The organism is Sphingobium anseongense (genome assembly GCF_037725245.1).
GTDB lineage: Bacteria > Pseudomonadota > Alphaproteobacteria > Sphingomonadales > Sphingomonadaceae > Sphingobium.
This window is the reverse complement of record NZ_JBBJUL010000001.1, coordinates 145,363-171,411: the sequence shown is the minus strand read 5'-3', so window position 1 is coordinate 171,411 and position 26,049 is coordinate 145,363. Positions and strand designations below refer to the sequence as shown.

Sequence of the window (26,049 nt, the reverse complement as noted above, 5' to 3'; positions counted from 1 at the left end):
ATCCGCTGCCTGGCCGTCGCGTCGGAAATCTATCCGCTCATCAAGACAGGCGGGCTGGCCGATGTCGTGGGCGCGCTGCCCGGCGCGCTGGGGGCGCAGGGCGTCGCGGTTCGCACGCTTGTGCCGGGCTATCCCGCGATCCTGGCCCGGCTGGGCAAGCCGCGCAGGATGCTGGCCTATGACGATCTGTTCGGCGCGCGCGCGCGGTTGCTGGCGGCGACCGTCGATGGCCTTGACCTGCTGGTGCTCGATGCGCCCGGCCTGTTCGTGCGCGAAGGCGGCCCCTATGGCGACGCCACCGGCAGCGACTGGCCCGATAATTGGCGGCGGTTCGCGGCGCTGGGGCGTGTCGCGGCGGACATCGCCGGCGCGGGCGTCAAGGGCTGGCGGCCCGACATCGTCCATGCCCATGACTGGCAGGGGGCGATGGCCGCAGCCTATATGCGGTTTGACGCAAGCGCTTTGCCGTGCGTCGTCACCATCCACAATCTTGCCTTTCAGGGGCGCTTTCCGGCGGAGATTTTCGCGCAGCTCAAGCTGCCGTCCCAGGCATGGAGCGTGGACGGGGTCGAATATTATGGCGGCATCGGCTTCCTGAAGGCCGGGCTGATTTCAGCGGATGCGATCACCACCGTCAGCCCCGGATATGCCCAGGAGATATTGTCGCCTGGCGACGGCATGGGACTGGACGGATTGCTGCGCGCGCGCGCCGACCGGCTGCATGGCATATTGAACGGTATCGACCGGGCGATCTGGGACCCGGTGAACGACGCCCTGATCGCGCGGCCCTTTTCAGCGCGGGCGATGGGCGCGCGGGGGGACAATCGCCGCGCGCTCGAAGACGCATTCGGCCTGGACCATGATGACGCGCCTTTGTTCATCGTCGTCAGCCGGCTGACCTGGCAAAAGGGCATGGACCTGCTGGTCGAGGCGATCGACGGCCTGGTGGAGGGGGGCGGCAAGCTGGCGCTGCTGGGCACCGGAGACCGGCCATTGGAAGGCGCGTTCCTGGCGGCGGCCGACCGGCATCGCGGCCGGGTGGCGGCGCATATCGGCTATGACGAGCCGCTGTCGCACCTGATGCAGGCGGGCGGCGACGCGATCCTGATCCCGTCGCGTTTCGAACCGTGCGGGCTGACCCAGCTTTATGCGCTGCGTTACGGCTGCGTGCCGGTGGTGGCGCGCGTGGGTGGCCTGGGCGATACGGTGATCGACGCCAATGAAGCGGCGGTCGCGGCCGGGGTTGCGACCGGCGTGCATCATGCGCCCGACGACGGGGCGGCGCTGGGCCGGGCCATCGCGCGGACGATCGCGCTGCATGGCGACCGCGCGGGCTGGCGCGCGATGCAGCGGGCGGGGATGAAGGCGGACTTTTCCTGGGATCGCAGCGCCGGCCGCTATGCCGCCCTGTTCGCCGACCTCATCAGGCAGGCGGGGTGAGGCGGCCGGGGCCGGCGGTCGAGCCGGGCGGCGTGCGCTTCACGGTGCGCGCGCCCGATGCGAGCGCGCTGTGGCTCTGCCTGTTCGACGCGCTGGACCGCGAGGAACGCTGGCCGATGGCGCGGGCGGAGGATGGCCATTGGTCGGTGTTCGTGCCGGGCATCGGCGCGGGCGCGCGCTACGGCCTGCGCGCCGATGGGCCGTACGATCCCGGCGGCGGATCATGGTTCGATCCCGACAAGCTGCTGCTCGATCCTTATGCGACCGCGCTGGACCGTGCCTTGGCCTATGATCCGGCGCTCGCCGCCATGCGGGGGCAGGGGCCCGACACCGCGCCGCTGATGCCCAAGGGGGTGGTCGAAGCGCCCTGCGATCCCCTCCCGCTCCAGCCGCCGTTGTTCGTTCCGGGCGCGCTGATATACGAGTTGCAGGTCCGCGCCTTCACCATGCTGCACCCCGATATTCCAAAGGGCCAGCGCGGCACGATCGCCGCGCTCGCGCATCCGGCGGTGATCGCGCATTTGAAGGCGTTGCACGTCGGCGCCGTCGAATTGATGCCGATCAACGCCTGGATCGACGAGCGGCATCTAGGGCCGCTTGGGCTGCACAACGGCTGGGGCTATAATCCGGTCAGCTGGTTCGCGCTCGACCCGCGCATCGCGCCCGGCGGGATGGCGGAGTTGCGCGACACCGTGGCCGCATTGCGGGCGGCGGGGATCGGCGTGATCCTGGACATGGTCTATAACCATAATGGCGAAGGCGATGCGATGGGACCGACACTGTCGCTGCGCGGGCTGGATGCGCGCGGATCGTTCCGCCATGCCGCCGACGGGACGCTGATCAACGATACGGGAACGGGCAACGGCATCGATTGCAATCGTCCCGCCAACCGCCGCATGATCCTCGATTCGCTGCGCTGGTTTATCGAGCAGGCGGGCGTGGACGGCTTTCGGTTCGACCTTGCCACGGCATTGGGGCGGATGCCGGACGGCTTTGATCCCCGTGCGCCGCTGCTGGCGGAGATCGGGGCCGATCCGGTCCTGCGCGACCGCATCATGATCGCCGAGCCGTGGGATATCGGTCCGGGCGGCTATCAGCTTGGGCGGTTCGGCGACCGCTGGCTGGAATGGAACGACCGTTATCGCGACGACATGCGCCGTTTCTGGCGCGGCGATCCGGGCACGCTGGGGCGCTTCGCAACGCGGCTGGCGGGATCGTCCGACATCTTCGGAGGCGAAGCGGGGACCCGCAGCGTCAATTTCCTCGCCGCGCATGACGGCTTCACCCTGGCCGACCTGGTCGCGCATGAAGCCAGGCATAATCATGCCAATGGCGAGGATAATCGCGACGGCCATGGCGAAAATCTGAGCTGGAACAACGGCGTCGAAGGGGCGAGCGACGACCCTGACGTGGTTGCGGCGCGGCGGCGCGACGTCAGGGCGCTGCTCGCCACGCTGTTCCTGTCACGCGGCACCATCATGCTGACCGCCGGTGACGAATTCGGCCGCAGCCAGCGCGGCAACAACAATGCCTATGCGCAGGACAATGCGATCACCTGGCTGGACTGGGCGGCGCGCGATGAGGAGATCGAAGCCTGCGCCGTCATGCTGGCGGCGCTGCGCGCGCGGGTGGCGGCGCTGCGCGACACCGCGCTGCTGACCCCGGACACAGGCTGTTGGAGCGACGAAGGCGGCGCGCCGATGACGCCCGAACGGTGGGAAGCGGCCGACGCCCGGCGTGTGGCGCTGTGCCTGCCCCAGGCAGCGGTCGCCATCTGCGTCAACGGTGCGGACGAACCATGCGTTTTCAAGACCGCTTGGGGCGACATCGGCGTCGCGGGCAGGGCGGTGGGCTGGATCGCCCACCCACCCGCCCGGTCATGACGCGGTGGGTGAGTCCTCGATGGCCGCGACGTCATCCTCGACGTCCTCGATCCGGGCGCAGCTCACCACATGCTCATTGTCGGCGACGTTGAACAGCCGCACGCCCGCCGAGTTCCGCCCGATCACGCGCATCGAATCCAGCCCCATGCGGATCATCTTCGCCTGATCGGTGACCAGCATCAGATGATCCTCCTTGCGCGCCGGGAAGCTCGCGACGACCGGGCCGTTACGTTCGATATTGTCGATGTTGAGAATGCCCTGGCCGCCGCGTCCCGTGCGGCGATAGTCATAGGCCGACGACAGCTTGCCATAGCCGTTGGTGCAGACGGTCAGGATGAACTGTTCCCTCGCCTGTAGTTCGGCGAACCGTTCCGGGGTCATGGCCGGTTCGCCTTCCCTTTCGCCCTTCCACGGGGCGAAGCGCAGATAATCCTCGCGCTCCTCCTGGCTGGTGCCCGCCCGGTGCAGGATGGTGAGCGAGATCACCTCGTCACCATCCTTGAGCGTCATGCCGCGTACGCCGGTCGATGTGCGGCTCTGGAATTCGCGCACGTCGGTCGCGGGGAAACGGATCGCGCGGCCTTGCCGGGTGGCGAGCAGCACGTCGTCGTCCTCGGTCAGCAGGGCGACGCCGATCAGCCGGTCATCCGACCCTTCATCGAAGCGCATCGCGATCTTGCCGTTGCTCGGCACATTGGCGAAGGCGTCCATGCTGTTGCGGCGCACGGTGCCGTTCGCGGTGGCGAACATGACGTGCAGATCCTTCCAGCTTTCCTCGTCCTCGGGCAGCGGCAGCACGGTGCGGATGGTTTCGCCGGGGCCGAGCGGCAACAGGTTGACCATCGGCCGCCCGCGCGTCGCCGGGCCGCCTTCGGGCAGACGCCACACCTTCATGCGATATACTTTTCCGGCGGTGGAGAAGAACAGCACCGGCGTATGAGTCGACGTCACGAACAATTCCGTGATCGCGTCTTCGTCCTTGGTCGCCATGCCCGACCGGCCCTTGCCGCCGCGCGCCTGGGCGCGGAAGCTTTCGAGCGGGGTGCGCTTGATATAGCCCTGGACCGTGACGGTGACGACCATCTCCTCGCGCTCGATCAGGTCTTCATCGTCGATGCCATCGGCGGCGGCGGTGATCTCCGACTTGCGCGGGGTCGCAAATTCGCGCTCGATCGCCTCGAACTCCTCGCGCATGACCGCGTAGAGCTTCACGCGATCGCCCAGAATTGCGAGATATTCGGCGATGGCTTCGGCCAGTTCCGCCAGTTCCTTGCCGATTTCGTCGCGGCCAAGCGCGGTCAGGCGATGCAGGCGCAGGTCGAGGATCGCGCGCACCTGAATGTCCGACAGGCGATAGACGTCGCCGGCGATCTCCGTGTCGATCGCCTCTACCAGCCGGATATAGGGCGCGATCTCGCCGATGGGCCATTCGCGCGCCAGCAGCTCTTCGCGCGCCTGCGCGGGGCTGGACGATCCCCGGATGATCCTGACCATCTCGTCCAGGTTGCTGACCGCGACCACCAGGCCCAGCAAGATGTGCGCGCGGTCGCGCGCCTTGGCCAGTTCGAACTTGGTCCGCCGAGTGATGACCTCTTCGCGGAAGCGCACGAAGGCTTCGATGATGTCGCGCAGGTTCAGCAATTCGGGGCGGCCGCCCCGGATGGCCAGCATGTTGGCCGGAAAGCTCGATTGCGCCGGGGTGTTGCGCCACAACTGGTTCAGCACGACTTCGGGCGTGGCGTCGCGCTTCAGATCCATGACGATCCGCACGCCTTCGCGGCTGGATTCGTCGCGAATGTCGCTGATGCCCTCGATCCGCTTGTCCTTGGCGGCTTCGGCGATCTTTTCGACGAGGCCGTTCTTGCCGACCTGGTAGGGAATGGCGGTCAGGACGATGGATTCGCGGCCGTCGCTCTTGGCGCCGCGCGTGCTTTCGACCACATGGCGCGACCGCATCATCACCGAACCGCGCCCGGTGTGATAGGCGCTGCGCGCGCCCGACTGGCCCAGGATCAGCGGCCCGGTGGGAAAATCGGGGGCGGGGACGATGGCGATCAGTTCATCGACGGTGATGCCGGGATTTTCGATATAGGCAAGGCAGGCACGCAGCACTTCGCCCAGGTTATGCGGCGGAATATTGGTCGCCATGCCGACCGCGATGCCGCCCGCGCCGTTGACCAGCAGGTTGGGGAAGCGGGCGGGCAGGACCTGCGGCTCGCTTTCCGAAGCATCGTAATTGGGCGTGAAGTCGACGGTGTCCTTGTCGAGATCTTCCAGCAGCGCATTGGCGACCTTCGCCAGCCGCGCTTCGGTGTAACGCATCGCCGCCGGCGGGTCGGGGTCCATAGACCCGAAATTGCCCTGGCCGTCGATCAGCGGCACGCGCATCGACCAGTCCTGGGTCATGCGCGCCAGCGCGTCATAGATCGAGCTGTCGCCATGCGGGTGATATTTACCCATCACCTCGCCCACCAGGCGCGCCGACTTGCGATAGGGGCGATTATAGGTGAAGCCGGCTTCCTGCGCGGCGAACAAGATGCGCCGATGCACCGGTTTGAGACCATCGCGAACGTCGGGCAGCGCGCGGGAGACGATGACCGACATGGCATAGTCGAGATAGCTCGTCTTCATCTCGTCGACGATGCTGACGGGGCTGATATCCGAGGGGTCGGCGAGCAGGGTCTCGTCGGTCAATGCGATTCTCTTTTTCAGGTGTCTGACAGGTGCTTCCGCCCTAGCCGAGCGAAACAATCCTGTCACCCCTCGCGCCTATGCGCGCGCGCCCGCGCGCGTGGATGAAGAGGGTCCGGCGCGGAACGGATCGCGCACATGACAGTTGCAAAATCGGCAGCTATAGGCTTGTTCAACGGCCATTCACGCGCCGGCCCCTAACCGGTGCTCAACTGAAAGTCGCCTGTCCCGAGGGCGTTAAGGAGAAGAGATATGCGTTTTATTTCCCCCGTGGCGCTCGTGCTGGCGATGGCACTGACCAGCGGCGCGGTGTCCACGCCCGCCATGGCGCAGAAGAAACAGCAATCCAAGGCCCCCAAGCTCAACGTGTCGGCGGATGTTATCAAGGCGCTGCAGGCGGCCCAGCAGGCGATGCAGAAGCAGGATTTCGCGGCGGCCAAGGCGTCGATCGCTCAGGCTGAGGGGCTCGCCAAGTCCAACGACGACCGCTATCAGACAGCGGCGATCAAGCTGAACCTGTCTATCGAAACCAAGGACAGCGCGCTTCAGGGCGAAGCGTTGTCGGTGATGCTCGACAGCGGATTGACCCCCGCCGATCAGGTTGGCCAGTTTTCCGCCGCCGCCGCCGAACAGGCGCTGGCCGCGAAGAATTACGATCTGGCGATCAGCCGGGCGCAGGCCGCCATCCAGGCGAATTTCCGGCCCGAAGCCGTCAACGTGACGCTGGCGCAGGCCTATTTCGGCAAGGCGGGAACGGGCAACGGTTCGGTCGAGCCGGCACGCGGCTTCAATGTCCAGGGTCTGGCGGCGTTGAAGGCCGCGGCCACGGCGATGAAGGCGGCGGGGCAGCAGGTTCCGGCGCAATGGTATCAGATCGGCGTCAGCCGCTCCGAAGTCGCCAAGCTGCCCGAAATCACCGACTGGGCGCGGATGGCATTCGAGGCGGACCCGAGCGGGCAAAATCTGCGTACGCTCATTCGCCTGTTCCAGCGGGCCAATCCGTCGATCAGCAATCGCGAAAACCTCGATGTGTTGCGGCTGATGTCGATATCTGGCGGCCTTGTTCTGGCGGGCGATTTTACCGAATATGCGGAAATGGCGTCCAAGACCGGCATTTACGGTGAAGTGAAGACGGCCATCGATGCCGGACGGGCGAAGGGCGTGCTGAGCGGTGCCCAGGGCGGCGATCTCTATCAGCAGGCCGTGGCGCGTATCGCGGGCGACAAGGCGACGCTGGGCGCGGCGGAAGCCGACGCGCGCAAAGCCGCCAACGGCAAGATCGCGGCCGCGACCGCCGACGCCTATCTTGGCTATGGCGACTATGCCAAGGCCGCCAGCCTGTTCGAGGTGGCCAGGCAGAAGGGTGGCGTCGATGCCGACGAAATCAACACGCGCATGGGTATCGCCCTGACCAAGAGCAACGATCTGGCGGGCGCCAAGGCTGCGTTTTCCGCCGTACAGAATGGCGCGCGCAAGCAGATTGCCGGCCTGTGGCTGTCCTATCTGTCGACCAAGGGCGTATAAGACGATAGGGAGCGGGCGTTCGCGCCCGCTCCCCGATCATGATGGAGGGGGATGAAGATGTGCCGAGTTTCAGGGGCTATGGATCGTGCGCGTCGAGGGTCGAGGATCGTGGCGGGCAGCGCCGCGATAGGCATGTTGCTGGCCGCACCCGTCCAGGCTAAGAAAAAGGACGCCGCCGGGCCGGTCATCGCCATGTCGGACAGCTTCCGTGCCGCTGCCGCGTCCGTGCGCGCCGCGCTGGAGGCGGGTGACCTGGTAACGGCGGTTTCGCGCCTCTCGACGCTTCAGCCGACCAGCGATTTCGAAAATTATGCCGCTGCCGGATTGCGGTTCGAGGCGGCGACGCGCCGGGGCGACATTCAGGCGCAGCGCGTCGCGTTGACCGATATGTTCAAGACGGCGTCTGTTCCGCCTGCCGATGCGCCGCGCCTGCGCTATATGGCGGGGCTATATTCCTTTCAGGTCGGCAATTATGACGATGCCGTCGCGCAGCTGAATTATGCGCGCACGCTCGGCTATACCGGCATCGACGCGACCATGTTGATGGCCGACATCCAGATGCGCCGGAACAAGCCCCGCGAGGCGCGGCCCTTTGTCGATCAGCTGCTGGCGCAATATCGCGCAGCCGGCCGCCCGATCCCCGCGGCCTGGTATGACCGCGCCATCGCCCTTGGCTATCAGAGCGGCGATTGGGCCGCTGTCGGCGCGCTCTATCGCGAGCGGCTGGCGGCATATCCTTCCACCGGCAACTGGCGCAGCGCCATCGCCAATTACCTGACCGCGCCCGGCATGAATCCGCAGGTGCAACTCGATCTTTATCGCTTGCAGGCCGCCGTGGGCGCCATGGCCAGCGAGCGCGATTTCCAGGCCTATGCTTCGCTGGCGGAGCGCAGCGGCCACAATGCCGAAGCCAAGGCCATCATCGAGGCCGGTCGGGCCGCCGGCAAGCTGGTCGCGACCCAGACGGTGACGGCGGGCCTGATGAAGACGGTAACGCCCAAGGCGGCGAAGGAAATCGGCGCCTTGCCGGCGTTGGCGCGAAAGGCGACCGCCGCCGGCGATGGCAGCGCGGCGGCGAAAGTCGCCGACGAATATTTTTCCCTGTCGCAATTCCCCAAGGCAGTGGAATTTTATCGCCTCGCTCTGGCCAAGGGCGGTGTCGATGCAGGTCGCGTCAACAGCCGCCTGGGCGTCGCGCTGGCGCGCTCGGGCGATCTGGCCAATGCGCGGACGTCGCTTGCTCAGGCGAATGGCGAATGGGCCAATGTCGCCGGATTCTGGGCGGTATGGGTCGACCAGCAGGCCCGACAAAGCGCATCGTCGACCCCGCCGCCGGTCCTCGCACGGACACAGGCGGTCGCCGGTAGCTGATCCCGGCCACCTGGTTTCGCGCATGATGCCGGTCGTGCCGCCCTATTCGGGCAGCGGCACCCCCGGCAGGTTCTTCGATGTGCGGATGGTCAGCGAGGTCTTGACGCTGACCACGTTGGGCGCGGGGGTCAGCTTGGATGTCAGGAAATGCTGAAAGCTTTGCAGATCCTTTGCCACGACCTTCAGGATGAAGTCGATTTCGCCATTGAGCATATGGCATTCGCGCACTTCGGGCAGCGCCGCGACATGATCCTCGAACGCCTTCAAATCGGCTTCTGCCTGGCTCTTTAGGCTGACCATCGCGAACACGGTGATGGTAAAGCCCAGCAGGCCCGGATCGACCACGGCATGATAGCCCGAAATGGCGCCCATATCTTCCAGCGCGCGAACCCGTCGCAGGCACGGTGGCGCGGTCAGGCCCACCTTTCGCGCCAGTTCGACATTGGTCATCCGTCCATCGCGTTGCAATTCGGCCAGGATCTGCATGTCGATATCGTCGATACTGGGGCCGGCCATGCTTCGATTATTTCCTTTCCGGATATGTGGCTGCATCATAATAATATTTCCTCGCAATGCAATTGTCCCACTATGCGACGGTCCGCATCGGGACTCGTGCGGACTCTTTCCCTTTCCGCGATCCCGGCTTATCCATGATGAGCCGTCGCGAATGCCGATGGACATGGGGACTTGGGTTGCGCTTCAACGATCTTACGCAGACGGTGCTCGCTGCCGGTGAACGGAGCGGGCCGGGCGCAGTGACTCTATGGCGTCAGTGCGTTGACCTGCTCGCCCAGCGCGATCGCGTCGGGCGCGCCGACCTTGCGCCCGAAGAACGCGATGCGCTGGTCGCTCGCATGGAAGGCCTGCGCAATCAGGTGTCGGAAACCCAGCGGCTCGCGACCGTGGTGGAACTTGGCAACCGCCTGTGCTCGCCCGCCCTGGTCCGCTTTCTCGCCGCCGACCGCCCCTCGATCGTCGCGGCGGCGATGTCGCGCGCGCAATTGCCCGACGCGCTGTGGCCATCGCTGCTGGGCGAATTGTCGCCGACCGCGCGCGGCGTGCTGCGCGCGCGTCGGGATATCGGATCGCAGACCGCGCGCGCGCTTCAGGCCTTCGGCCAGTCCGACCTCGTCCTGACCACCGACGCGCAGGCTGAGCCGGCCATGCTGCTGACGCCCGATATGGCGGCGCCGCCCGCCGCCATCGTCGCGCCGGACCAGATCCGCAACCTGGTCGATCGTATCGAGCGGTTCACCAGCGCCCGCCGCCCCTATGGCGAGGGCGCCGCCGCCGAAGCCGCGCCCGAAGGGCAAATCCGCGCCTTCACCTTTGAAACCGACGCGCTGGGCACGCTGGTCTGGGTGGGCGAAGGGCCACGCGCCGCGCTGGTCGGCCTGACCCTTGGCGAACCGGCGATATCGGGGGGCAGCGGACCCGACGGTCATGTCGCGGGCGCATTTGCGCGGCGCAGCGGTTTCCAGAATGGTCGCTTCACCATCATTGGCGGATCGATGGCGGGCGAGTGGCGCCTGTCGGCGACGCCCTTTTTCGATCCGCGTTCCGGGCGGTTCCAGGGCTATCGCGGCCAGGCGCGCCGCCCGCATCTGCACGAAGTCGCGGCATCCGCGGCCACGCCTGATGCCTTTCCCGGCCTGTCGGGCGAATCCCTGCGCCAGCTCGTGCATGAACTGCGTACCCCGCTGAACGCCATACTGGGCTTTGCCGAAATTATCGAGCAGCAGCTATTTGGTCCCGCAGCGCCGGAATATCGCGACATGGCCGGCAAGATCGTGGGGGATGCGCGCCACCTGCTCGCGGCGTTCGACGATCTTGATCTTGCTGCGCGCGTGTCTCGCGGGGATGAGCCTCAAGCCCCCCGGCCGGTCGATCCGGCGCTGCTGGTGGCGCAGGTCGCCGCCCGCTTTTCGGGCGAACAGGACGGTGACGGGCGCGGGGTCGATATCAGCGTTGCGGGTGGACTGCCCAATGTCCGCATCGATCCGGTACAGGGCGAACGCATGGTCCAGCATCTGCTGCGCACGCTCGTGTCGGTCGCCGGACCCGGTACGAACGTGACCGGTTCCTGCTGGTTCCAGCCCGACGAGAGCGTAGGACGTGTGGTGGTGGCGCTGGACCGGCCCACGACGCTTGCAGGTATGGAAGAGGCGCAATTGCTGGATCCGGGCTACATGCCCGACGGCGAATGGGCCGATGGGCCGCTGTTGGGCCTTGGCTTTTCGTTGCGGCTGGTGCGCAGTCTGGCCGCCGGGTGCGGCGGCTCGCTGGAGATCGACCGTCGGCGCTTCCTGCTGACGATGCCGGCGGTTTCGGATGAGGGGGAAAGCGAAGCGGGCCGGTTGTGATCCGCATCCGCGACAACCCAATCGCAACCATTGGCCGATAGTTTGCCGCGCATGACCCGCTTTTCTCACGATGGCAATTTGCTGGCCGCGCCCGATGCGTGCGATATGATCGCGCTCGATCCCGCTTTTGGCACCCGCTTCATGCTGTTTGTGGATACCGAAGAGGAGTTTGACTGGGACGCGCCGTTCAGCCGGACCGGCCATGGGGTCACCGCGCTCGCCGGCATGGCGCGCGGCCAGGCCTATTTCGCGGCTGCCGGGGTGCGGCCCGTCTATGTCACGGATTATCCGGTGATCGACAGTGACGCCGCCGCCGCGATGATGGCGCAATGGGTGGCGGACGGCGCGGCCGACATCGGCGCGCATCTCCACCCCTGGGTCAACCCGCCCCATGTCGAACAGGTGTGCCTTCGCAACAGCTATGTCGGCTTTCTGCCCGAGGATGTGGAACGGGCCAAGCTCGCGGCGCTGTGCGACCGCATCGACGAACGCTTCGGCCAGCGCCCGCTCGCCTATCGCGCCGGTCGCTATGGCGTTGGTCCCAACAGCGCGCGCCTGCTGGAGCAAGCGGGCTTCCGCCTCGACAGTTCGGTTCGCAGCCGGTTCGATTATTCGCCGCAGCAGGGGCCGGATTTTCATGGGCTGCCCATCCATCCCTATTGGACGGGGCCGTCGCGCGGTCTGGTCGAATTGCCGCTGTCGACCGCCTTCACCGGCCTGATGCGCGGGGCGGGGGAGAGCGCCTATCGCGCGGCGCAGGCGATGGGGCCGCTTGGCGGCGCACTGGCGCGGGGGCGATTGCTCAGCCGCGTGCCGCTGACACCAGAAGGCGTGCGCGCGGAAGAAGCGATCGCCGCGATCGACGCGCTGATCGGCGAGGGCGCGCGCGTGCTCAATTTCAGCTTCCATTCGCCCACGCTGGAGCCGGGGCATACGCCCTATGTCCGCGACGAGGCAGGGCGGGCGGCCTTCTACACCTGGTGGGACAGGGTGCTGGCCCACCTGGCGCGTCGCGGCGTGGCGGCCGCCAGCCTCGATGAGCTTTTGCGCGCGGTCCCGACGCGCGCGCGGGCTTGCCAAGCCGCCTGATGCGTCCTAATCCCCGCCGTCGGTGGGGCCTGTAGCTCAACGGTTAGAGCTGGCCGCTCATAACGGCTAGGTTGCGGGTTCGATTCCTGCCGGGCCCACCAATTCCCTTCGCCGCCCGAAAACGGTGTGTAAAACACTGAAAGGGAGAGATAAACTAGCGGTTCTAAAGCCGTCGTTTCGCGCATAGCGCAAACGATCGCCGAAGGTAAGTTTGAGCACTGTGATGATATTCGTTTCCAGATGGAAGAGGTGGAGACGACGTGGACGATATCGACGCGATCGACCGGCGGCGGGCAGCGGAGATGATTGTCTCTTCCTAAGATGCATGCCGAAGCTGCCACCGTGCTTCGACCGCAGGTGAAGCACACTTTAGCGACGAGGGGAAGTTAACCTTCGACGATCCGATCCCCATCACCAACGAGGGCGTGACCCGACCCTGCGACTCTGACAGCATGCCCATTCAAGTGGTTTGACTGAGCGAGGAGAGTTTTGTGCCAGGTGCCAATTTCCCAATCCCCGATGATTTTTCCGGCGCAACTTTTACCGACAAAGTGAAGGCCGCGCTGGCATCGCCCTTGGTGTCTCGACTTCTAATACCACGCAAAACCACCGCGCCCTATTACCATGAAATAAATGATACGATTATCATCCCACCGGGCAAGGGCATTATCGGCGAAGGATTCGTTAACCCCTTGAAACTCAACTTGGGTGATCCCGCAACCTTGCCGGGAACGCTCATCGTTGCGAGCACCTGGGCCGGCACCGATGTAGTCTGGACAGACATCAATCCTACTGTGAATGATGCTCCGTTTCGACCAGCATTTGTCGCAGGTGGGCCTGGCGCTTATATGCGCGATATTTCCATTTATGTTGCTTCACCCAATATTTGGCATGCGGGCTTCTTCGTGCCGGCCGTACGTCGGGTAAAACTGTGGAACGTCAACATCTCCGGGTCGTGGGCCGACGCGGGCCTCTACCTGGACGCGACGTGGAGCTCCGTCAATAACGCGACATGGCGGAACGGTGAGCGGGTCGCGCCCTTGCCTCGCAGCAGCATTGAGGAGGACGACGGAGTTTGCGAATTCGAATCGATTTCCTGTTATTTCGGCGGTTTGCGTGGATTCAAGCTGCGCGGCACCAATCGCGATCCAGCTGTGTATAATACCTCTGTTCCGCTTACGGGTAGCCCCGTTTCCGGAACGAAATATTGGGTATGGGCGCCTGCCGGGACATCAGATATCCGCTTCATTGATTGCGAATTTAGGAATGATGGCGCTAACGCCCAAGGAGCAAGTATTTGGTTGGACGCGGCTATACTGAATGCTGCTCAGGCCGGACAGGGTATCTGGATGTTTGGTGCAACGCTTCGCAGCCGCGGTGCACAATACATGCTCTATGCGGACCGCATCAACCGCGTCTACATCCAAGGCTATGGTGAAGCGGCCACAGACTTGGATCCTGGTTATGGCCGAGTGCAGGTATTCTCGCGCACCGGCTCGATCGAATTTGCGGGCCGTTTTATTCGGGCTAACCTGTATCTGGATGGCACCGACAAGGGCTCATTTGATTCAGGGAACCGGGGTGTAGGGTCCGTAATTCTCAATCACTACCAGGGTCGGCGTTATGTTGGTGAAATGATCTATGGCCTAGATGGCCCGAGCCCCCAGACGAACAACGTTGGCGCTGTCGGTACGACCCTGGAAAATTTTGCCAATGTCTATAGCCGCAGCGTCGCGTCAAATGACAAGTTAACGCTGGAACGTGCGTCTGGAACAAGTCTCGATATTACAGAAGCTGGGGTGTTAAATTGGACGATTGGCGCAGCCGGGCTGGCGCCGAGCACGGCTGCCACGCATGTGATTGGCACGTCCACTCGAAATCTTGCGAATGTTCGAACCGCCCAGGTCCAAGCTGATGTCGGTGGCCTGAAGCTGCGGGGAGACACTGAAATTACGTTCGCGGCTGTCAATGCCACGGCGCGTTGGATGATTAATGGCCTTACCTTCTCCCCGACTAGCGACGTTGACTATGACATCGGCACAGCCACCAATCGCGTGCGCGCCTTTTATGTCCGAGCAATCTACGGCACGGAACTATCGACATATGCAAATGAGGCAGCTGCAGCAGCAGCGGGCCTAACGTCAGGCCGCTTTTATAAGTCGGCCGACGGCATCGTACGAGTTAAGCTTTAAAGGAGTAGAGGCGGCGCGGGCGTGTTCGAGCGCCCCCGCCGCCAGCCAGGAGGCCATACGCCAAGTCACGTAATGGTGAACTCGCGACGTCACAGGGGTGCCGGTCACTGCTTGCTCAATAGCTTGCCCGGCAGATAGTCCATAAGCTGGTCCACGCGCGTGGCGATTGCCCGCCATGTCTCGACGCCCTCATGGTCGTTTAATATCGCCAGTTCCCCGATCCGGGAGGCGACGTGCAGCGGGGCCTTGCCCCCGTGCTGCTTGATCACCCGCTGCGCGCAGGCCCATAGCTCCTAATCTGTCAACAGTGATCGTCTCGAACCCGCGCATGGGCGCGTAGCCCATATGGTGCGAGGAGGCGGTTCGCATCCTCTGGGGACCGGCAGACCACGATGGTTCCGGCCTTAAGTCCACTGGTCAGGTGTGTATAGCTGACATCGCCTGCTTCACACCGGTCTTTCACGGCGATCAAATCGTCCTCGACACAGACGGCGTTGGCGATATCCCTCATTCGCTCGTCCATGCAGTTTCCGCATCATCCAGCGCCTCGAAGCTGTCGCCCTCCGCACTAGCCTCCTGCAACCGCTTGCGCAGTTCGTCCGGCTTCGTGCTGGCGCGAAACCGGGGGTCGGCCTTCGCCGACTTCGCAAGCGTGCCTATCCAGTCGTCCCGCTTCGTCTGCTTGAGTAGCCAGGCTCCAAAGCCTTCGCCCGACTCGTTCGTGTCCATGCGCAACTCCATCGGAAAAATGGCTAAGATGGTCCACGATGGAGGCTTGGGATAGCGCCGGGAAAACTTTATTTATTTGGGGGCATCCGTGGGGGCACTAGCCCGAATTGAAACGTCGGAACCGACGGTTTCAAGCTAATGCAGCATGCTTTTTCAGTAGGTGCCGGGCCCACCAATTCCCTTCGCCTCGCCTGGTGCGAGCCGAAGGGCTTTATCCGCCGGTGCTCCAAGCTCCGCCATGGCGCCCGCCTGCTTTCGCACGCGGCCTTGCCCTCTCCGCCGATGCAGCCATCAGCCGGAAAGGGCAAAGCCGGATCAGGCCATATGCCGGGCCAGGCCGTTGGCGGCCGACAGCACGGCCTTGACCGACGCCGTGGCGACGTCGCTGTCCATGCCGACGCCGAACAGGGTCCGGCCATCAGGGGTGCGGCATTCGACATAGGCGGCAGCATTGACATCGCTCCCCGCGCCGACCGCATGTTCGCTATAGTCGGCAATCTCCAGCTCGACCCCGAACTCGTCGCGCAATGCGGACAGCACGCTGGAGAGCAGGCCATTGCCCCGGCCCGACACACTGCGGGTTCCGCCCTGATAGCCGATCTTTCCGGTGAAGATGCGATCGCCCGCCACGCCGGTTTCATGATAATCGAGCAGCTTGTAGGGCTGGTCCGACACCAGGCAATAATGCCCCTCGAACGCCTGCCAGATATCGGCGGCATTGAGTTCGCGGCTGGTTTCATCGGCCAGCGCCTGCACCACGCGGCTGAAATCCGCCTGCATCCGCTTGGGCAGTTTCAGGCCCTTGTCCTGTTGCAGCACCCAGGCGACCCCGCCCTTGCCCGATTGCGAATTGACGCGGATCACCGCTTCATAATCGCGGCCCAGATCCTTGGGATCGATCGGCAGATAGGGGACATCCCAGATCAGGTCGTTGCGCGCATCCTGCGCGGCGAAGCCCTTTTTGATCGCATCCTGATGGCTGCCCGAAAAGGCGGTGAACACCAGTTCGCCGGCATAGGGATGGCGCGGATGGACCGGCAACTGGTTGCAATATTCGACCGTCTGGATGACGGTGTCGATATCCGAAAAGTCCAGCGCCGGGTTGATCCCCTGGGTGTACATATTGAGTGCGACCGTCACCAAGTCGCAATTGCCGGTGCGTTCGCCATTGCCGAACAGGCAGCCTTCGATCCGATCGGCCCCGGCCATCAGCCCGAGTTCCGCCGCCGCGACGCCGGTGCCGCGGTCGTTGTGCGGATGGAGCGAGATGACGACGCTGTCGCGGCGCGAGATGTTGCGGCACATCCATTCGATCTGGTCGGCATAGATGTTGGGCGTCGCCGCTTCGACCGTCGCGGGCAGGTTCAGGATCAGCGGCCGGTCCGGCGTGGGCTGGAGGACGTCCATCACCGCCTCGCAACATTCCAGGCTGAAATCCAGTTCGGCGGTCGAAAAGGTTTCGGGCGAATATTCGAAATGCCAGTCGGTATCGGGCTGTTTGGCGGCATTGTCGCGCAGCAGCTTGGCGGCATTGAGCGCGATGTCCTTGATCTGCGGCCGATCCATCTGGAACACGATGTTGCGCCAGGCGGGCGACACGGCGTTGTAGACATGAACGATCGCACGGGGAGCGCCGCGCAGCGATTCAAATGTGGTGGCGATCAGGTCGGCGCGCGCCTGCGTGAGCACCTGGACGATGACGTCGTCGGGAATAGCGCCATCCCTGACCAGGCCGGAAATGAAGTCGAACTCCGTCGCGCCGGCGCTGGGGAAGCCGAGCTCGATCTCCTTGACGCCGATCTTGATCAGCAGGTCGAAGAAGCGGCGCTTCTTTTCCGCGTTCATGGGATCGATCAGCGACTGGTTGCCGTCGCGCATGTCGGTCGACAGCCAGCGCGGCGGCGCGGTGATGACGTTGGAGGGCCATTGGCGGTCGGGCAGGTTCACCTGCGGGAAGGCGCGGTATTTCTGGCTTGGATCGGTCAGCATCATCGGGCAGTTACTTCTTCATGCGAACGAGCGCGCCGCAGCGGCTCGGTTAACGACTATCAGCGATGGGAAGCCCTTAGGCGTATCGTTGCTGCCCATAATCGAAAGGCAGCCGAAAAACCACGCCTAAGGGCGTGTAAGTCGTAGCAAGGAAAGAAGCGCGAAGCTCTGCATGATGAAGCCATCATAGCCGCGTCGGGCCGGGGGCGTCCAGTTGTTTTCTTATCTGCAACGCTGCCCAGGCCCGCCATCCCCGCAGTCGCGGGAATGACGGGGACGCATGAGGCAGGGCAGCTTTATTTCTGGAAGGCGGCGATAATCTTGAGTTCTATCGCGTCGCCAACCATCGGCACGCCATAGCCCATGCCGAAATCGCTGCGCTTGATGGTCGTGGTGGCGACGAAGCCGATATTCTCCTTGCCGCCCGCCATGGCAGGGGCCTTACCCGCGCCGTAAAATTCGGCATCCAGCGTCACCGGCTTGGTGATGCCCTTGATCGTCAGATTACCCATGATGTCCGCTCCGGTCGCGCCGTCGGGCTTTACGCCGGTCGACACAAAGGTCGCCTTGGGAAATTTGGCGGTATCGAAAAAGTCGGGCTTGGCGAGATGTTCGTCCAGCTTGGCAATGCCGGTCCTGATATTGGTGACGGGGACGTCGATCGACACCTTGGCGGCGGTCGGGTTCTTGGGATCAAGCGTCAGCGTGCCGGTGGATTCGCTGATGACGCCCATATTGTTGGAAAAGCCCATATGGTCATAGGCAAAGACGATCTGGGTATGGCCGGGGTCGACGGTGTAGCTGCCGCCTGTGACTTTGGTCGCATCCTTGGTGCCCGGCGCGGCCATCGGCGCTTGCGCGATCAGGACGGTGCCGCCGGTCAGGGCGACGAGGGCGGCGGCGGGGATGAGGTATTTTTTCATGCGGGACTCTCCGGAAAACGATCAAGGGGCACAGCCACAATAGGTTGCGCCCCTCGATTGTTCCAGACCCGTAACCGGAAACGGATCGTTCCGGGTCGGAGTGGATGGGTCACGGCGTTGAAACCGGCCATCCACGGTTCATGCCGCGATCAGTTCTTGTCCTTGTCCACCAGCTTGTTGGCGCCGATCCAGGGCATCATCGCGCGCAGCTGGGCGCCGGTCTTCTCGATCGGGTGCGCCGCTGCCAGCTTGCGCGCGGCCTTCAGCTCGGGCTGGCCGGCGCGGTTGTCGAGGACGAAATTCTTGACGAACCGGCCCGACTGGATGTCCGCCAGAACGCGCTTCATTTCCGCCTTGGTTTCGTCGGTGATGATGCGCGGGCCAGTGGTGATGTCGCCATATTCGGCGGTGTTGCTGATCGAATAGCGCATGTTGGCGATGCCGCCTTCATACAGCAGGTCGACGATCAGCTTGGTTTCGTGCAGGCATTCGAAATAGGCCATTTCCGGGGCGTAGCCCGCTTCGACCAGGGTTTCGAAACCGGCCTGGATCAGGTGGGTGACGCCGCCGCACAGCACTGCCTGTTCGCCGAACAGGTCAGTTTCGCATTCTTCCTTGAAATTGGTTTCGATGATGCCGCTGCGGCCGCCGCCCACGCCCGAAGCGTAGGAAAGGGCGACATCATGCGCGTTGCCGGTCGCGTCCTGGTGGATCGCGATCAGGCAGGGCACGCCGCCGCCGCGCTGATATTCGCTGCGCACGGTATGGCCGGGGCCCTTGGGCGCGATCATGATGACGTCGACGTCGGTGCGCGGCTCGATCAGGCCGAAATGCACGTTGAGACCATGGGCAAAGGCCAGCGCCGCGCCGGGGCGCAGATTGGCGTGAATGTCGTTGGCGTAGATTTCGGCCTGATGTTCGTCGGGCGCCAGGATCATCAGCACATCGGCCCATGCAGCGGCATCCGCGTTGGCCAGAACCTTGAAGCCCGCGCCTTCCGCCTTCTTGGCGGATGCCGAACCGGCACGCAGCGCGATGGCGACTTCAGCAACGCCGCTGTCGCGCAGATTTTGCGCATGGGCGTGGCCTTGCGAACCATAACCCAGGATGGCGACCTTCTTGCCCTTGATCAGGCCGATGTCCGCGTCACGATCGTAATATACCTTCATTGTCCGTATCTTCCCTTTTCATATCCTGACCCTCTCCCTGGAGGGAGAGGATACGAAGACTTGAGCCGACCGGCCCCAGTCGAAGTTGGTGAGGGGGAACCACCGGGAGCAGGGGAGCCACGCTCGCCCTCACCCTCCCACCGTTGCGCGGCGGGCCCCTCCCTCTCCCGGTGGGAGAGGGGTTAATGGCTTAAATCGCTTCTTTCCCCCGGATCAGCCCGACAACACCGGTGCGGCCGACCTCGACCAGTCCGATCTGCCGCATCAGCCCGACGAAATTGTCGACCTTGTCGGTTGTCCCGGTGATTTCGAAAATAAAGCTTTCGATGGTCGTATCGACCACCTTGGCGCGAAACACGTCCGCCAGCCGCAGCGCCTCGATCCGGTCTTCGCCGGTGCCCGCGACTTTCACCAGCGCCAGTTCGCGTTCGACATAGGGGCCGTTGTCCGACAGGTCGGTGACCTTGTGGACGGGCACCAGCCGGTCGAGCTGGGCGATGATCTGGTCGATGACCTTGGGCGGGCCGTTGGTGACGATGGTGATGCGGCTGATCAGGTGATCGGGCGTGATGTCCGCCACGGTCAGGCTGTCGATATTATAGCCGCGGGCGGTAAACAGCCCCGCGATCCGCGCCAAGATGCCGGCTTCGTTGGAAACCGTCAGCGACAGGACATGCCGCTCCTTCTGTTCTTCCTGAATATGCATCAGATGGTCGTCCCGGTTTCCTGTTGGTCGCTTTCATGGTTCAGCGACACCATGCCGATCAATGCGAAATGCCACCCGCCGTCCTGGCGGTATGCGAGGCGGGCGGGAAAGCCCACCACCGCGTCGATCACCCGATCCAGCCGCTCGCCCACATATCGCGGGCCTGCCAACAGCCGGCCAATATGTTCGCCATGATAATCGAAGCCATGGTCGAGATGCACTTCCCATTCCCCGTTGTCCGGGTCGACATGGTCGGTGGTCCAGCCGGTCAGTTCGGCCGTGCCGGCGACGCGCTCGAAATCCCAGGGTTCGCTGACATGGATGCGCAGCTTGAGGTGAGCGGTCACACCAGCGCCTTTGCCTCGTCCGACATGATGCCCGACACCATGCTGGGGTCGAGCAGCATTTCGGTATGGGCGGCGCCAGACGGGATCATCGGAAAGCAGTTGGACAGCTTGGCGACGCGGCAATCGACGATGACGGGGCCTGGCGTGTCGATCATCCGCTGGATGCCGGCCTCCAGGTCCTGGGGTCCCTCGATGCGGATACCGGTCCAGCCATAGGCTTCTCCCAGCTTCACGAAGTCTGGCAACGAATCGCTGTAACTGTTTGAATACCGGCTTTCATAGGTCAGTTCCTGCCACTGGCGAACCATGCCCATATATTCATTGTTGAGGATGAACAGCTTGACCGGCAGGCGATACTGGCTGGCCGTGCCCATTTCCTGGATGTTCATCTGGACCGAGGCATCGCCGGCGATGCACACGACCAGGCTGTCGGGATTGCCGATCTGCGCGCCGATCGCGGCGGGAAAGCCATAGCCCATGGTGCCAAGACCGCCGGAGGTCAGCCATTTGTTGGGCGCATCGAAATGGAAATGCTGCGCGGCCCACATTTGATGCTGGCCGACTTCGGTGGTGATGATGACGTCGCGACCGCGCGTCGCGCGATACAGGTCTGCCACCGCCCGCTGCGGCATGATTTCCGTCCTGCTGTCGGCATAGTCGAGGCTCTGGCGCGCTTGCCAGCCCGCGATCCGCGCCCACCATTCGGCAAGGTCCGCCTTTTCATGGCCACGGCTTTTCCAGAGCGCCACCATGTCGGCGAGCGCGCTGGCGACATCGGCGACGACGGGCAGGTCGACGTCGACCGTCTTGTTGATCGAACTGCGGTCGATATCGATATGGATCTTGCGGCTGTTGGGTGAAAAGGCGTCCAGTCGCCCGGTGACCCGATCATCGAAGCGCGCGCCGACGCAAAGGATCAGGTCCGCCTGATTCATCGCGAAATTGGCTTCATAGGTGCCGTGCATCCCCAGCATTCCAAGCCACTGGGGCGAGGAGGCGGGAAAGGCGCCCAGGCCCATCAGCGTCGAGGTTACAGGCGCGCCCGTCAGTTCAGCCAGTTCGCGCAGCAGGCGGGAGGCTTCCGGCCCGGAATTGATGACGCCGCCGCCGGTGTAGAACACCGGGCGTTCGGCCGCCGCGAGCATTTCAACCGCGCTGTCGATGGCGGCCGCGTCCGCCTTGATCTGCGGACGATAGCTGGCATGGTCGAACTTGTCCGGCCGCTTGTAGGGCGCGGTCGCGATCTGGACATTCTTGGGAATGTCGATGACGACCGGGCCTGGGCGGCCGGTGGTGGCGATGTGAAAGGCTTCGTGAACGACGCCGGCGAGCTTGCCGGGGTCCTTCACCAGATAATTATGCTTGGTGCAGTGGCGCGTGATGCCGATCGTGTCCGCTTCCTGAAAGGCGTCGGTGCCGATCAGTTGCGTTGGAACCTGGCCGGTGATGACGATCATCGGGATCGAGTCCATCAGCGCATCGGTGATGCCGGTGACGGCATTGGTGGCGCCGGGGCCGGACGTGACGAGGACGACACCGGGCTTGCCGGTCGAACGGGCATAGCCTTCCGCCATGTGCGTGGCGCCCTGTTCGTGACGGACCAGCACATGCTTCAGGCTGGGATGATTATAAAGCGCGTCATAGATGGGCAGTACCGCGCCGCCGGGATAGCCGAAGACGACCTCGACCCCCAGGTCGATCAGGCATTCAACCAATATGTCCGCGCCGCTCTTTTCGGCCACGTTACGTCCTTCCGATCCATCAAGGCTGCGCCTTTGCGTCACACACTGCCATAAGGCAAGGTCGGCCCTCTATTTATTATAAAGTGCCGCGTCAACCCATATTATTGTAACTTAATTACGAATTCGTCTATGATTTTATCATCAATCACTGATCCATGTCGGGGCCAGTCGGCCGGCGGCTGATTGGCGAACCAGGTATATTGGCGTTTGGCATATTGCCGGGTGCTGATCCGCGCCCGCTCGATCATCGTTTCGCGGCTCATGTCGCCGCGCAGATAGGCGCTGATCTCGGGCACGCCGATCGCGCGCATCGCCGGCAGATCGGGCGACAGGTCGCGGCGCACAAGCGCTTCGACTTCACCGATCGCGCCCATGTCGACCATCTGCGCGAAGCGGGCGTCGCATCGGGCGATCAGCCAGTCGCGCGGCGGCAACAGAACCAGCGGGTGCAGCGCGACGCGACCGGCGATGCCGCCAGCCTTGTGGCGTTGCCATTCGGACAGGGCGCGTCCGGTCGAGCGCATGACTTCGAGCGCGCGGGCGACGCGGCTGGCGTCGGCTGGCGCTAGGCGCGCGGCTGCGGGCGGATCTTCGCGTGCCAGCGCCGCATGAGCATCCGCGACGGGCATTGCGCGGACGCCGGCGCGAATGGCCGGGTCGATATCCGGCACCGGGGCGATGCCGTCGATCAGCGTTCGGATATAAAGGCCGGTCCCCCCGACCAGGACCGGCAGGCGGCCTTGCCCGTGGGCGCGGTCGATCTCCGCCCGCGCCTCGGCGGCCCAGCGGGCGGCGGTGCAGGCTTCGCTCGCATCCACATGGCCGTAGAGGCGATAGGGCGCCGTGCTCATTTCGGCCTCGTCGGGGCGCGCCGACAGGATCGACAGGTCGCGATAGACCTGGCTGGCGTCGGCGTTGATGATCACGCCATTGGCGGCGCGGGCCAGGGCAAGTGCGATCGCGCTCTTGCCGCTGGCGGTCGGCCCGGCAATAAGCGCGAGCCTTGGGCGGGATTCGCCGCTGTCGGTGTCAGGAGTGTCCATGTTCGTCGCGACCTTAGTGGCAAGCGCCTCGATGGGGCAGGGGGATATTGCCGCCGCGCGCGACAGGCTGAACGATGCGCGATGCGCGCCGGGGGACCTGGCCTGGCTGGAACAGGGCAAGGCGGCTGATCTGTTCTTCGCCGCCGATCCGGTTGCAGCGCGTGCGGCGCTGACCGGACTGGGGCAGGGCATCGACCTGATCGTCCAGCCGGTGGCCCATCGGCAGAAAAGCCTGCTGATCGCCGACATGGATTCGACGATGATCACTGTGGAATGCATCGACGAGCTGGCCGATTATGCCGGAATCAAGCCGCAGATCGCGGAGATAACCGAGCGGGCGATGCGGGGCGAACTCGACTTCGCGGGCGCTCTGCACGAGCGGGTGGCGCTGCTCAGGGGGCTGGACGATGCGGCCATCGACAGATGCCGTGCCGAACGGGTCGTCATCATGGGCGGCGCCAGGGCGCTGGTCCGCACCATGAAGGCGCGGGGTGCGCGCACGCTGTTGGTGTCGGGCGGCTTTACCCGTTTCGCCGAGCCGGTGGCGAGCGAGATCGGCTTCGATCATGCCGTGGCCAATGTGCTGGACATAGATGGGGGCCGGCTGTCCGGCACTGTGTCGTTGCCGATCGTGGATGCCGCGCGCAAGCGAGCGGAACTGGAAGCGGCAATTGCCGGGGGCATCGACCGCGCGCTGACGCTGGCGGTCGGCGATGGCGCCAATGACATTCCGATGATCGAGGGCGCGGGACTGGGGGTTGCCTATCATGCCAAGCCCAAGACCCGAGCGGCGGCCCATGCCGAGATCGTGCATGGTGACCTGTCGGTCCTGCTCTACGCGCAGGGGATCGCCCCCGCACAATGGATCGGCGATTGAACGCGCCCTCGGTTTATCGTGGTAAATCCACTGTTCGGCGTCATTACTCAAGAGTAATGGTATAGACGAGCATCCTTGGTCGTTACCCGGCTGCTGCGGATTGCAGCATCGAAAAGAGCGGCCGCTGGAAGCTCCTTTCGGAACGGGCCGCAGAGGAGATATTATGAAGACCATCAGCCATATGGCTCTTGCCGCCGCGGGGATGCTGTCCCTTGCGGCCTGTGCTTCCACCAATGAACCCATCGCTCCCGCGCCGCCGGTCGGCCCCGGCGCGATCATGGGAACGGTCGCCGCCGATCGCGACGGCGACGGTATCGTCGATGGCTATTACAGCGCCGATGGCGTCTATCATGCCGTGATGGGTCCGCCGTGCCCGCCGCCGCCGCCGCCGCCGCCGCCCACCCGTTCGGGGGAACGCGGCTGAAATCTGCATCTGTCGGGACGCGGCGCAACCGCCGCGTCCCCCTTCGTCTCATGGCGCTGCTGCTGATCGGCATGACGCCGGCAGCCGCCCTTGCTCAGCCGCCGACCGCCGACAGCGCCCGAAGTAGCGTTGCCGCGGAAATAGCGGGGCAGGTCAGCGGCAAGCTGAAGGATTTTTACAGCGCGCGCGGCTATTGGCCGGTCTGGATCGATGGTGAAACCGTCGGAGCGCAGGCCGACGACCTGCTGGCGCTGATCGAAACGTCGCAGTTGGACGGTCTCGATCCGCGCGATTACGACCCGCGCGGATTGCGTCGCGCGATCGAGGAAGCACAGAGCGGCGAGTTTCGGGCGCTGGCGCGCGCCGAACTGGCGTTGTCGCGCGCGTTTGCCGCGCTGGTCGAGGATATGCGCCGCCCTGCGAGGGGCGCGACGATGCGCTATCTGGACGAGGAACTGGAGCCGCGCCGCGCCGATCCTTCTGCCATATTGCGGCAAGCCGCGCTCGCGCCCTCCTTTGCGGATTATGTCCATAATGCCGAGTGGATGAGCAACTTCTACATGCGGCTGCGCCATGCACGCGCGCTCTATGACGATGACGGCCGGCGGAGCGATCATATCGACGTGCCGACCGGCAGGACGCTGAAGCCGGGGATGAGCGGCGCCGATGTCGAGGCTCTGCGGGAACGGCTGGGTCTGCATTATGAGGGCGGCTATGACAGGGCGCTGGCGGCGCGCGTGCGCAGGTTTCAGGCGGTCGAGGGACTGAAGGACGATGGCGTGGCCGGGCCGCAAACGCTGGCCGCGCTCAACCGCGATCCCGGCGAGCGGCGCCGTCTGCTGGCGATCAATCTGGAGCGCGCGCGGCTGTTGCCGGGGCCATGGGTGCGGCATGTCGTGGTCGACGCGGCCTCCGCCCGGCTATGGTATTACAGCAATGGCGCACTTGACGGCACGATGAAGGTCGTGGTGGGCGCGCCCGATAGCCAGACGCCGATGATGGCGGGCATGGTTCGCTATGCGACGCTCAATCCCTATTGGAACATCCCGTCCGACCTGGTCGAGCGCACCGTCGCGCCCAGGATATTGAGGGGCGCGTCGCTGGTGGGAATGAAATATGAGGCGCTGTCCGACTGGAGCGCCAATCCGCGCCGATTGAACCAGAGCGAGATCGACTGGCAGGCGGTGGCGGCAGGGGCGCAGGAGGTGCGGGTCCGTCAACTGCCTGGCGGCAACAATGCGATGGGCCAGGTCAAATTCATGTTCCCCAACGATCTGGGCATCTATCTGCACGACACGCCCGCGCGCGACCTGTTCGCGAGGCCAGCGCGCCAGTTCAGCAACGGCTGCGTGCGGCTGGAAGATGCGCAGCGCCTTGGCCGCTGGTTCTTTGGCGAACGCCTGGCGAGCGCGGACAATGCGCCTGAACAGCATCGTCCGCTGCCCCAGCCGGTGCCGGTTTACCTGACCTATTTTACGGCCGTGCCCGAAGGCGACGGGGTGCGGTTCATCGACGATGTCTATGGGCGCGATGGCGACGAGCCCTAG

At 64.5% G+C, this 26,049-nt stretch carries 20 protein-coding genes, 1 tRNA gene and 1 pseudogene; 11 read left to right on the top strand and 11 right to left on the bottom strand.

The window, feature by feature from the left end; genetic code table 11:
* Positions 1–1,440 (top strand): glycogen synthase GlgA, encoded by a 1,440-nt coding sequence (glgA, locus tag WG908_RS00825; protein WP_340184963.1) that lies wholly within the window; start codon positions 1–3, stop codon positions 1,438–1,440.
* Positions 1,437–3,323, top strand: coding sequence for a glycogen debranching protein GlgX (gene glgX, locus WG908_RS00820; RefSeq protein WP_340184653.1), 1,887 nt, complete (start codon positions 1,437–1,439; stop codon positions 3,321–3,323). The genes glgA and glgX overlap by 4 nt, the downstream gene beginning before the upstream one ends.
* On the opposite strand, the gene gyrA is transcribed toward glgX, so the two are convergent.
* Positions 3,318–6,017, bottom strand: a complete 2,700-nt coding sequence (gene gyrA / locus WG908_RS00815; RefSeq protein ID WP_340184652.1) for a DNA gyrase subunit A — start codon at positions 6,015–6,017, stop codon at positions 3,318–3,320. The two genes, glgX and gyrA, sit on opposite strands and share 6 nt — an antisense overlap.
* Positions 6,018–6,266: 249 nt before the next feature.
* Between gyrA and WG908_RS00810 the strand changes: the two genes are divergently transcribed.
* Both WG908_RS00810 and WG908_RS00805 read left to right on the top strand, forming a co-directional pair.
* Positions 6,267–7,538 carry a hypothetical protein gene (locus WG908_RS00810; RefSeq protein ID WP_340184651.1) on the top strand — a complete coding sequence of 424 codons (1,272 nt, stop codon included), beginning with the start codon at positions 6,267–6,269 and terminating at the stop codon, positions 7,536–7,538.
* Between the two features lie 78 nt (positions 7,539–7,616).
* Complete coding sequence (locus WG908_RS00805) at positions 7,617–8,909, top strand: tetratricopeptide repeat protein (RefSeq protein ID WP_445326640.1); 1,293 nt, start codon at positions 7,617–7,619, stop codon at positions 8,907–8,909.
* A gap of 42 nt (positions 8,910–8,951) precedes the next feature.
* Here the strand turns inward: WG908_RS00805 and WG908_RS00800 are convergent, their stop codons facing one another.
* Positions 8,952–9,425, bottom strand: coding sequence for an Lrp/AsnC family transcriptional regulator (locus WG908_RS00800; RefSeq protein WP_340184650.1), 474 nt, complete (start codon positions 9,423–9,425; stop codon positions 8,952–8,954).
* A gap of 176 nt (positions 9,426–9,601) precedes the next feature.
* Here WG908_RS00800 and WG908_RS00795 point away from each other — a divergent pair, with 176 nt between their 5' ends.
* The 4 genes from WG908_RS00795 to WG908_RS00780 all read left to right on the top strand — a co-directional run bounded on the left by WG908_RS00795 (position 9,602) and on the right by WG908_RS00780 (position 14,553).
* Positions 9,602–11,272, top strand: coding sequence for a sensor histidine kinase (locus WG908_RS00795; RefSeq protein WP_340184649.1), 1,671 nt, complete (start codon positions 9,602–9,604; stop codon positions 11,270–11,272).
* 51 nt (positions 11,273–11,323) lie between these two features.
* The gene (locus tag WG908_RS00790) at positions 11,324–12,361 is read left to right on the top strand and encodes a polysaccharide deacetylase family protein (RefSeq protein ID WP_340184648.1); all 1,038 of its coding nucleotides are present in this window, start codon (positions 11,324–11,326) and stop codon (positions 12,359–12,361) included.
* Positions 12,362–12,386: 25 nt separating this feature from the next.
* A tRNA-Ile gene (locus WG908_RS00785) sits at positions 12,387–12,462 on the top strand.
* Positions 12,463–12,852: 390 nt separating this feature from the next.
* A complete protein-coding gene (locus WG908_RS00780) occupies positions 12,853–14,553 on the top strand; it encodes a hypothetical protein (protein WP_340184647.1) in 1,701 nt (566 codons plus the stop codon).
* 104 nt (positions 14,554–14,657) lie between these two features.
* Here the strand turns inward: WG908_RS00780 and WG908_RS00775 are convergent.
* The 9 genes and pseudogenes from WG908_RS00775 to miaA form a co-directional block, all read right to left on the bottom strand.
* Positions 14,658–14,834, bottom strand: a pseudogene (locus tag WG908_RS00775) (DUF6961 family protein); the annotation flags it as partial.
* Positions 14,835–15,060: 226 nt separating this feature from the next.
* Entirely contained in the window at positions 15,061–15,282 is a 222-nt protein-coding gene (locus tag WG908_RS00770; RefSeq protein WP_340184645.1) for a YozE family protein, read from the bottom strand.
* 315 nt (positions 15,283–15,597) lie between these two features.
* Positions 15,598–17,274, bottom strand: coding sequence for a 2-isopropylmalate synthase (gene leuA, locus WG908_RS00765; protein WP_340184644.1), 1,677 nt, complete (start codon positions 17,272–17,274; stop codon positions 15,598–15,600).
* Between the two features lie 293 nt (positions 17,275–17,567).
* Positions 17,568–18,194 (bottom strand): YceI family protein, encoded by a 627-nt coding sequence (locus WG908_RS00760; RefSeq protein WP_340184643.1) that lies wholly within the window; start codon positions 18,192–18,194, stop codon positions 17,568–17,570.
* Between the two features lie 149 nt (positions 18,195–18,343).
* Positions 18,344–19,363: a ketol-acid reductoisomerase gene (ilvC, locus tag WG908_RS00755; RefSeq protein WP_340184642.1), complete on the bottom strand. Its 1,020-nt coding sequence runs from the start codon at positions 19,361–19,363 to the stop codon at positions 18,344–18,346.
* Between the two features lie 190 nt (positions 19,364–19,553).
* The gene (gene ilvN, locus WG908_RS00750) at positions 19,554–20,069 is read right to left on the bottom strand and encodes an acetolactate synthase small subunit (RefSeq protein WP_340184641.1); all 516 of its coding nucleotides are present in this window, start codon (positions 20,067–20,069) and stop codon (positions 19,554–19,556) included.
* Entirely contained in the window at positions 20,069–20,416 is a 348-nt protein-coding gene (locus tag WG908_RS00745) for a hypothetical protein (protein ID WP_340184640.1), read from the bottom strand. Before WG908_RS00745 ends, ilvN begins: the two co-directional genes overlap by 1 nt.
* A complete protein-coding gene (locus WG908_RS00740; RefSeq protein ID WP_340184639.1) occupies positions 20,413–22,158 on the bottom strand; it encodes an acetolactate synthase 3 large subunit in 1,746 nt (581 codons plus the stop codon). Before WG908_RS00740 ends, WG908_RS00745 begins: the two co-directional genes overlap by 4 nt.
* Positions 22,159–22,259: 101 nt before the next feature.
* The gene (miaA, locus tag WG908_RS00735; protein ID WP_340184638.1) at positions 22,260–23,201 is read right to left on the bottom strand and encodes a tRNA (adenosine(37)-N6)-dimethylallyltransferase MiaA; all 942 of its coding nucleotides are present in this window, start codon (positions 23,199–23,201) and stop codon (positions 22,260–22,262) included.
* On the opposite strand from miaA, the gene serB reads away from it, so the two are divergent.
* The 3 genes from serB to WG908_RS00720 all read left to right on the top strand — a co-directional run bounded on the left by serB (position 23,200) and on the right by WG908_RS00720 (position 26,049).
* Entirely contained in the window at positions 23,200–24,078 is an 879-nt protein-coding gene (gene serB / locus WG908_RS00730; RefSeq protein WP_340184637.1) for a phosphoserine phosphatase SerB, read from the top strand. The genes miaA and serB overlap by 2 nt on opposite strands.
* A 163-nt stretch (positions 24,079–24,241) precedes the next feature.
* Positions 24,242–24,502, top strand: a complete 261-nt coding sequence (locus tag WG908_RS00725) for a hypothetical protein (RefSeq protein WP_340184636.1) — start codon at positions 24,242–24,244, stop codon at positions 24,500–24,502.
* Positions 24,448–26,049: a L,D-transpeptidase family protein gene (locus WG908_RS00720; RefSeq protein WP_522012759.1), complete on the top strand. Its 1,602-nt coding sequence runs from the start codon at positions 24,448–24,450 to the stop codon at positions 26,047–26,049. Before WG908_RS00725 ends, WG908_RS00720 begins: the two co-directional genes overlap by 55 nt.

What these genes read in the sequence shown, in the direction of transcription:
- WG908_RS00810 (WP_340184651.1), top strand. Translation starts at nt 6,267, where the DNA reads ATGCGTTTTATTTCCCCCGTGGCGCTCGTGCTGGCGATGGCACTGACC.
- WG908_RS00805 (WP_445326640.1), top strand. Translation starts at nt 7,617, where the DNA reads ATGGATCGTGCGCGTCGAGGGTCGAGGATCGTGGCGGGCAGCGCCGCG.
- WG908_RS00800 (WP_340184650.1), bottom strand. Translation starts at nt 9,425, where the DNA reads ATGGCCGGCCCCAGTATCGACGATATCGACATGCAGATCCTGGCCGAA.
- WG908_RS00790 (WP_340184648.1), top strand. Translation starts at nt 11,324, where the DNA reads ATGACCCGCTTTTCTCACGATGGCAATTTGCTGGCCGCGCCCGATGCG.
- WG908_RS00770 (WP_340184645.1), bottom strand. Translation starts at nt 15,282, where the DNA reads ATGGACACGAACGAGTCGGGCGAAGGCTTTGGAGCCTGGCTACTCAAG.
- leuA (WP_340184644.1), bottom strand. Translation starts at nt 17,274, where the DNA reads ATGATGCTGACCGATCCAAGCCAGAAATACCGCGCCTTCCCGCAGGTG.
- WG908_RS00760 (WP_340184643.1), bottom strand. Translation starts at nt 18,194, where the DNA reads ATGAAAAAATACCTCATCCCCGCCGCCGCCCTCGTCGCCCTGACCGGC.
- ilvC (WP_340184642.1), bottom strand. Translation starts at nt 19,363, where the DNA reads ATGAAGGTATATTACGATCGTGACGCGGACATCGGCCTGATCAAGGGC.
- ilvN (WP_340184641.1), bottom strand. Translation starts at nt 20,069, where the DNA reads ATGCATATTCAGGAAGAACAGAAGGAGCGGCATGTCCTGTCGCTGACG.
- serB (WP_340184637.1), top strand. Translation starts at nt 23,200, where the DNA reads ATGTTCGTCGCGACCTTAGTGGCAAGCGCCTCGATGGGGCAGGGGGAT.
- miaA (WP_340184638.1), bottom strand. Translation starts at nt 23,201, where the DNA reads ATGGACACTCCTGACACCGACAGCGGCGAATCCCGCCCAAGGCTCGCG.
- WG908_RS00725 (WP_340184636.1), top strand. Translation starts at nt 24,242, where the DNA reads ATGAAGACCATCAGCCATATGGCTCTTGCCGCCGCGGGGATGCTGTCC.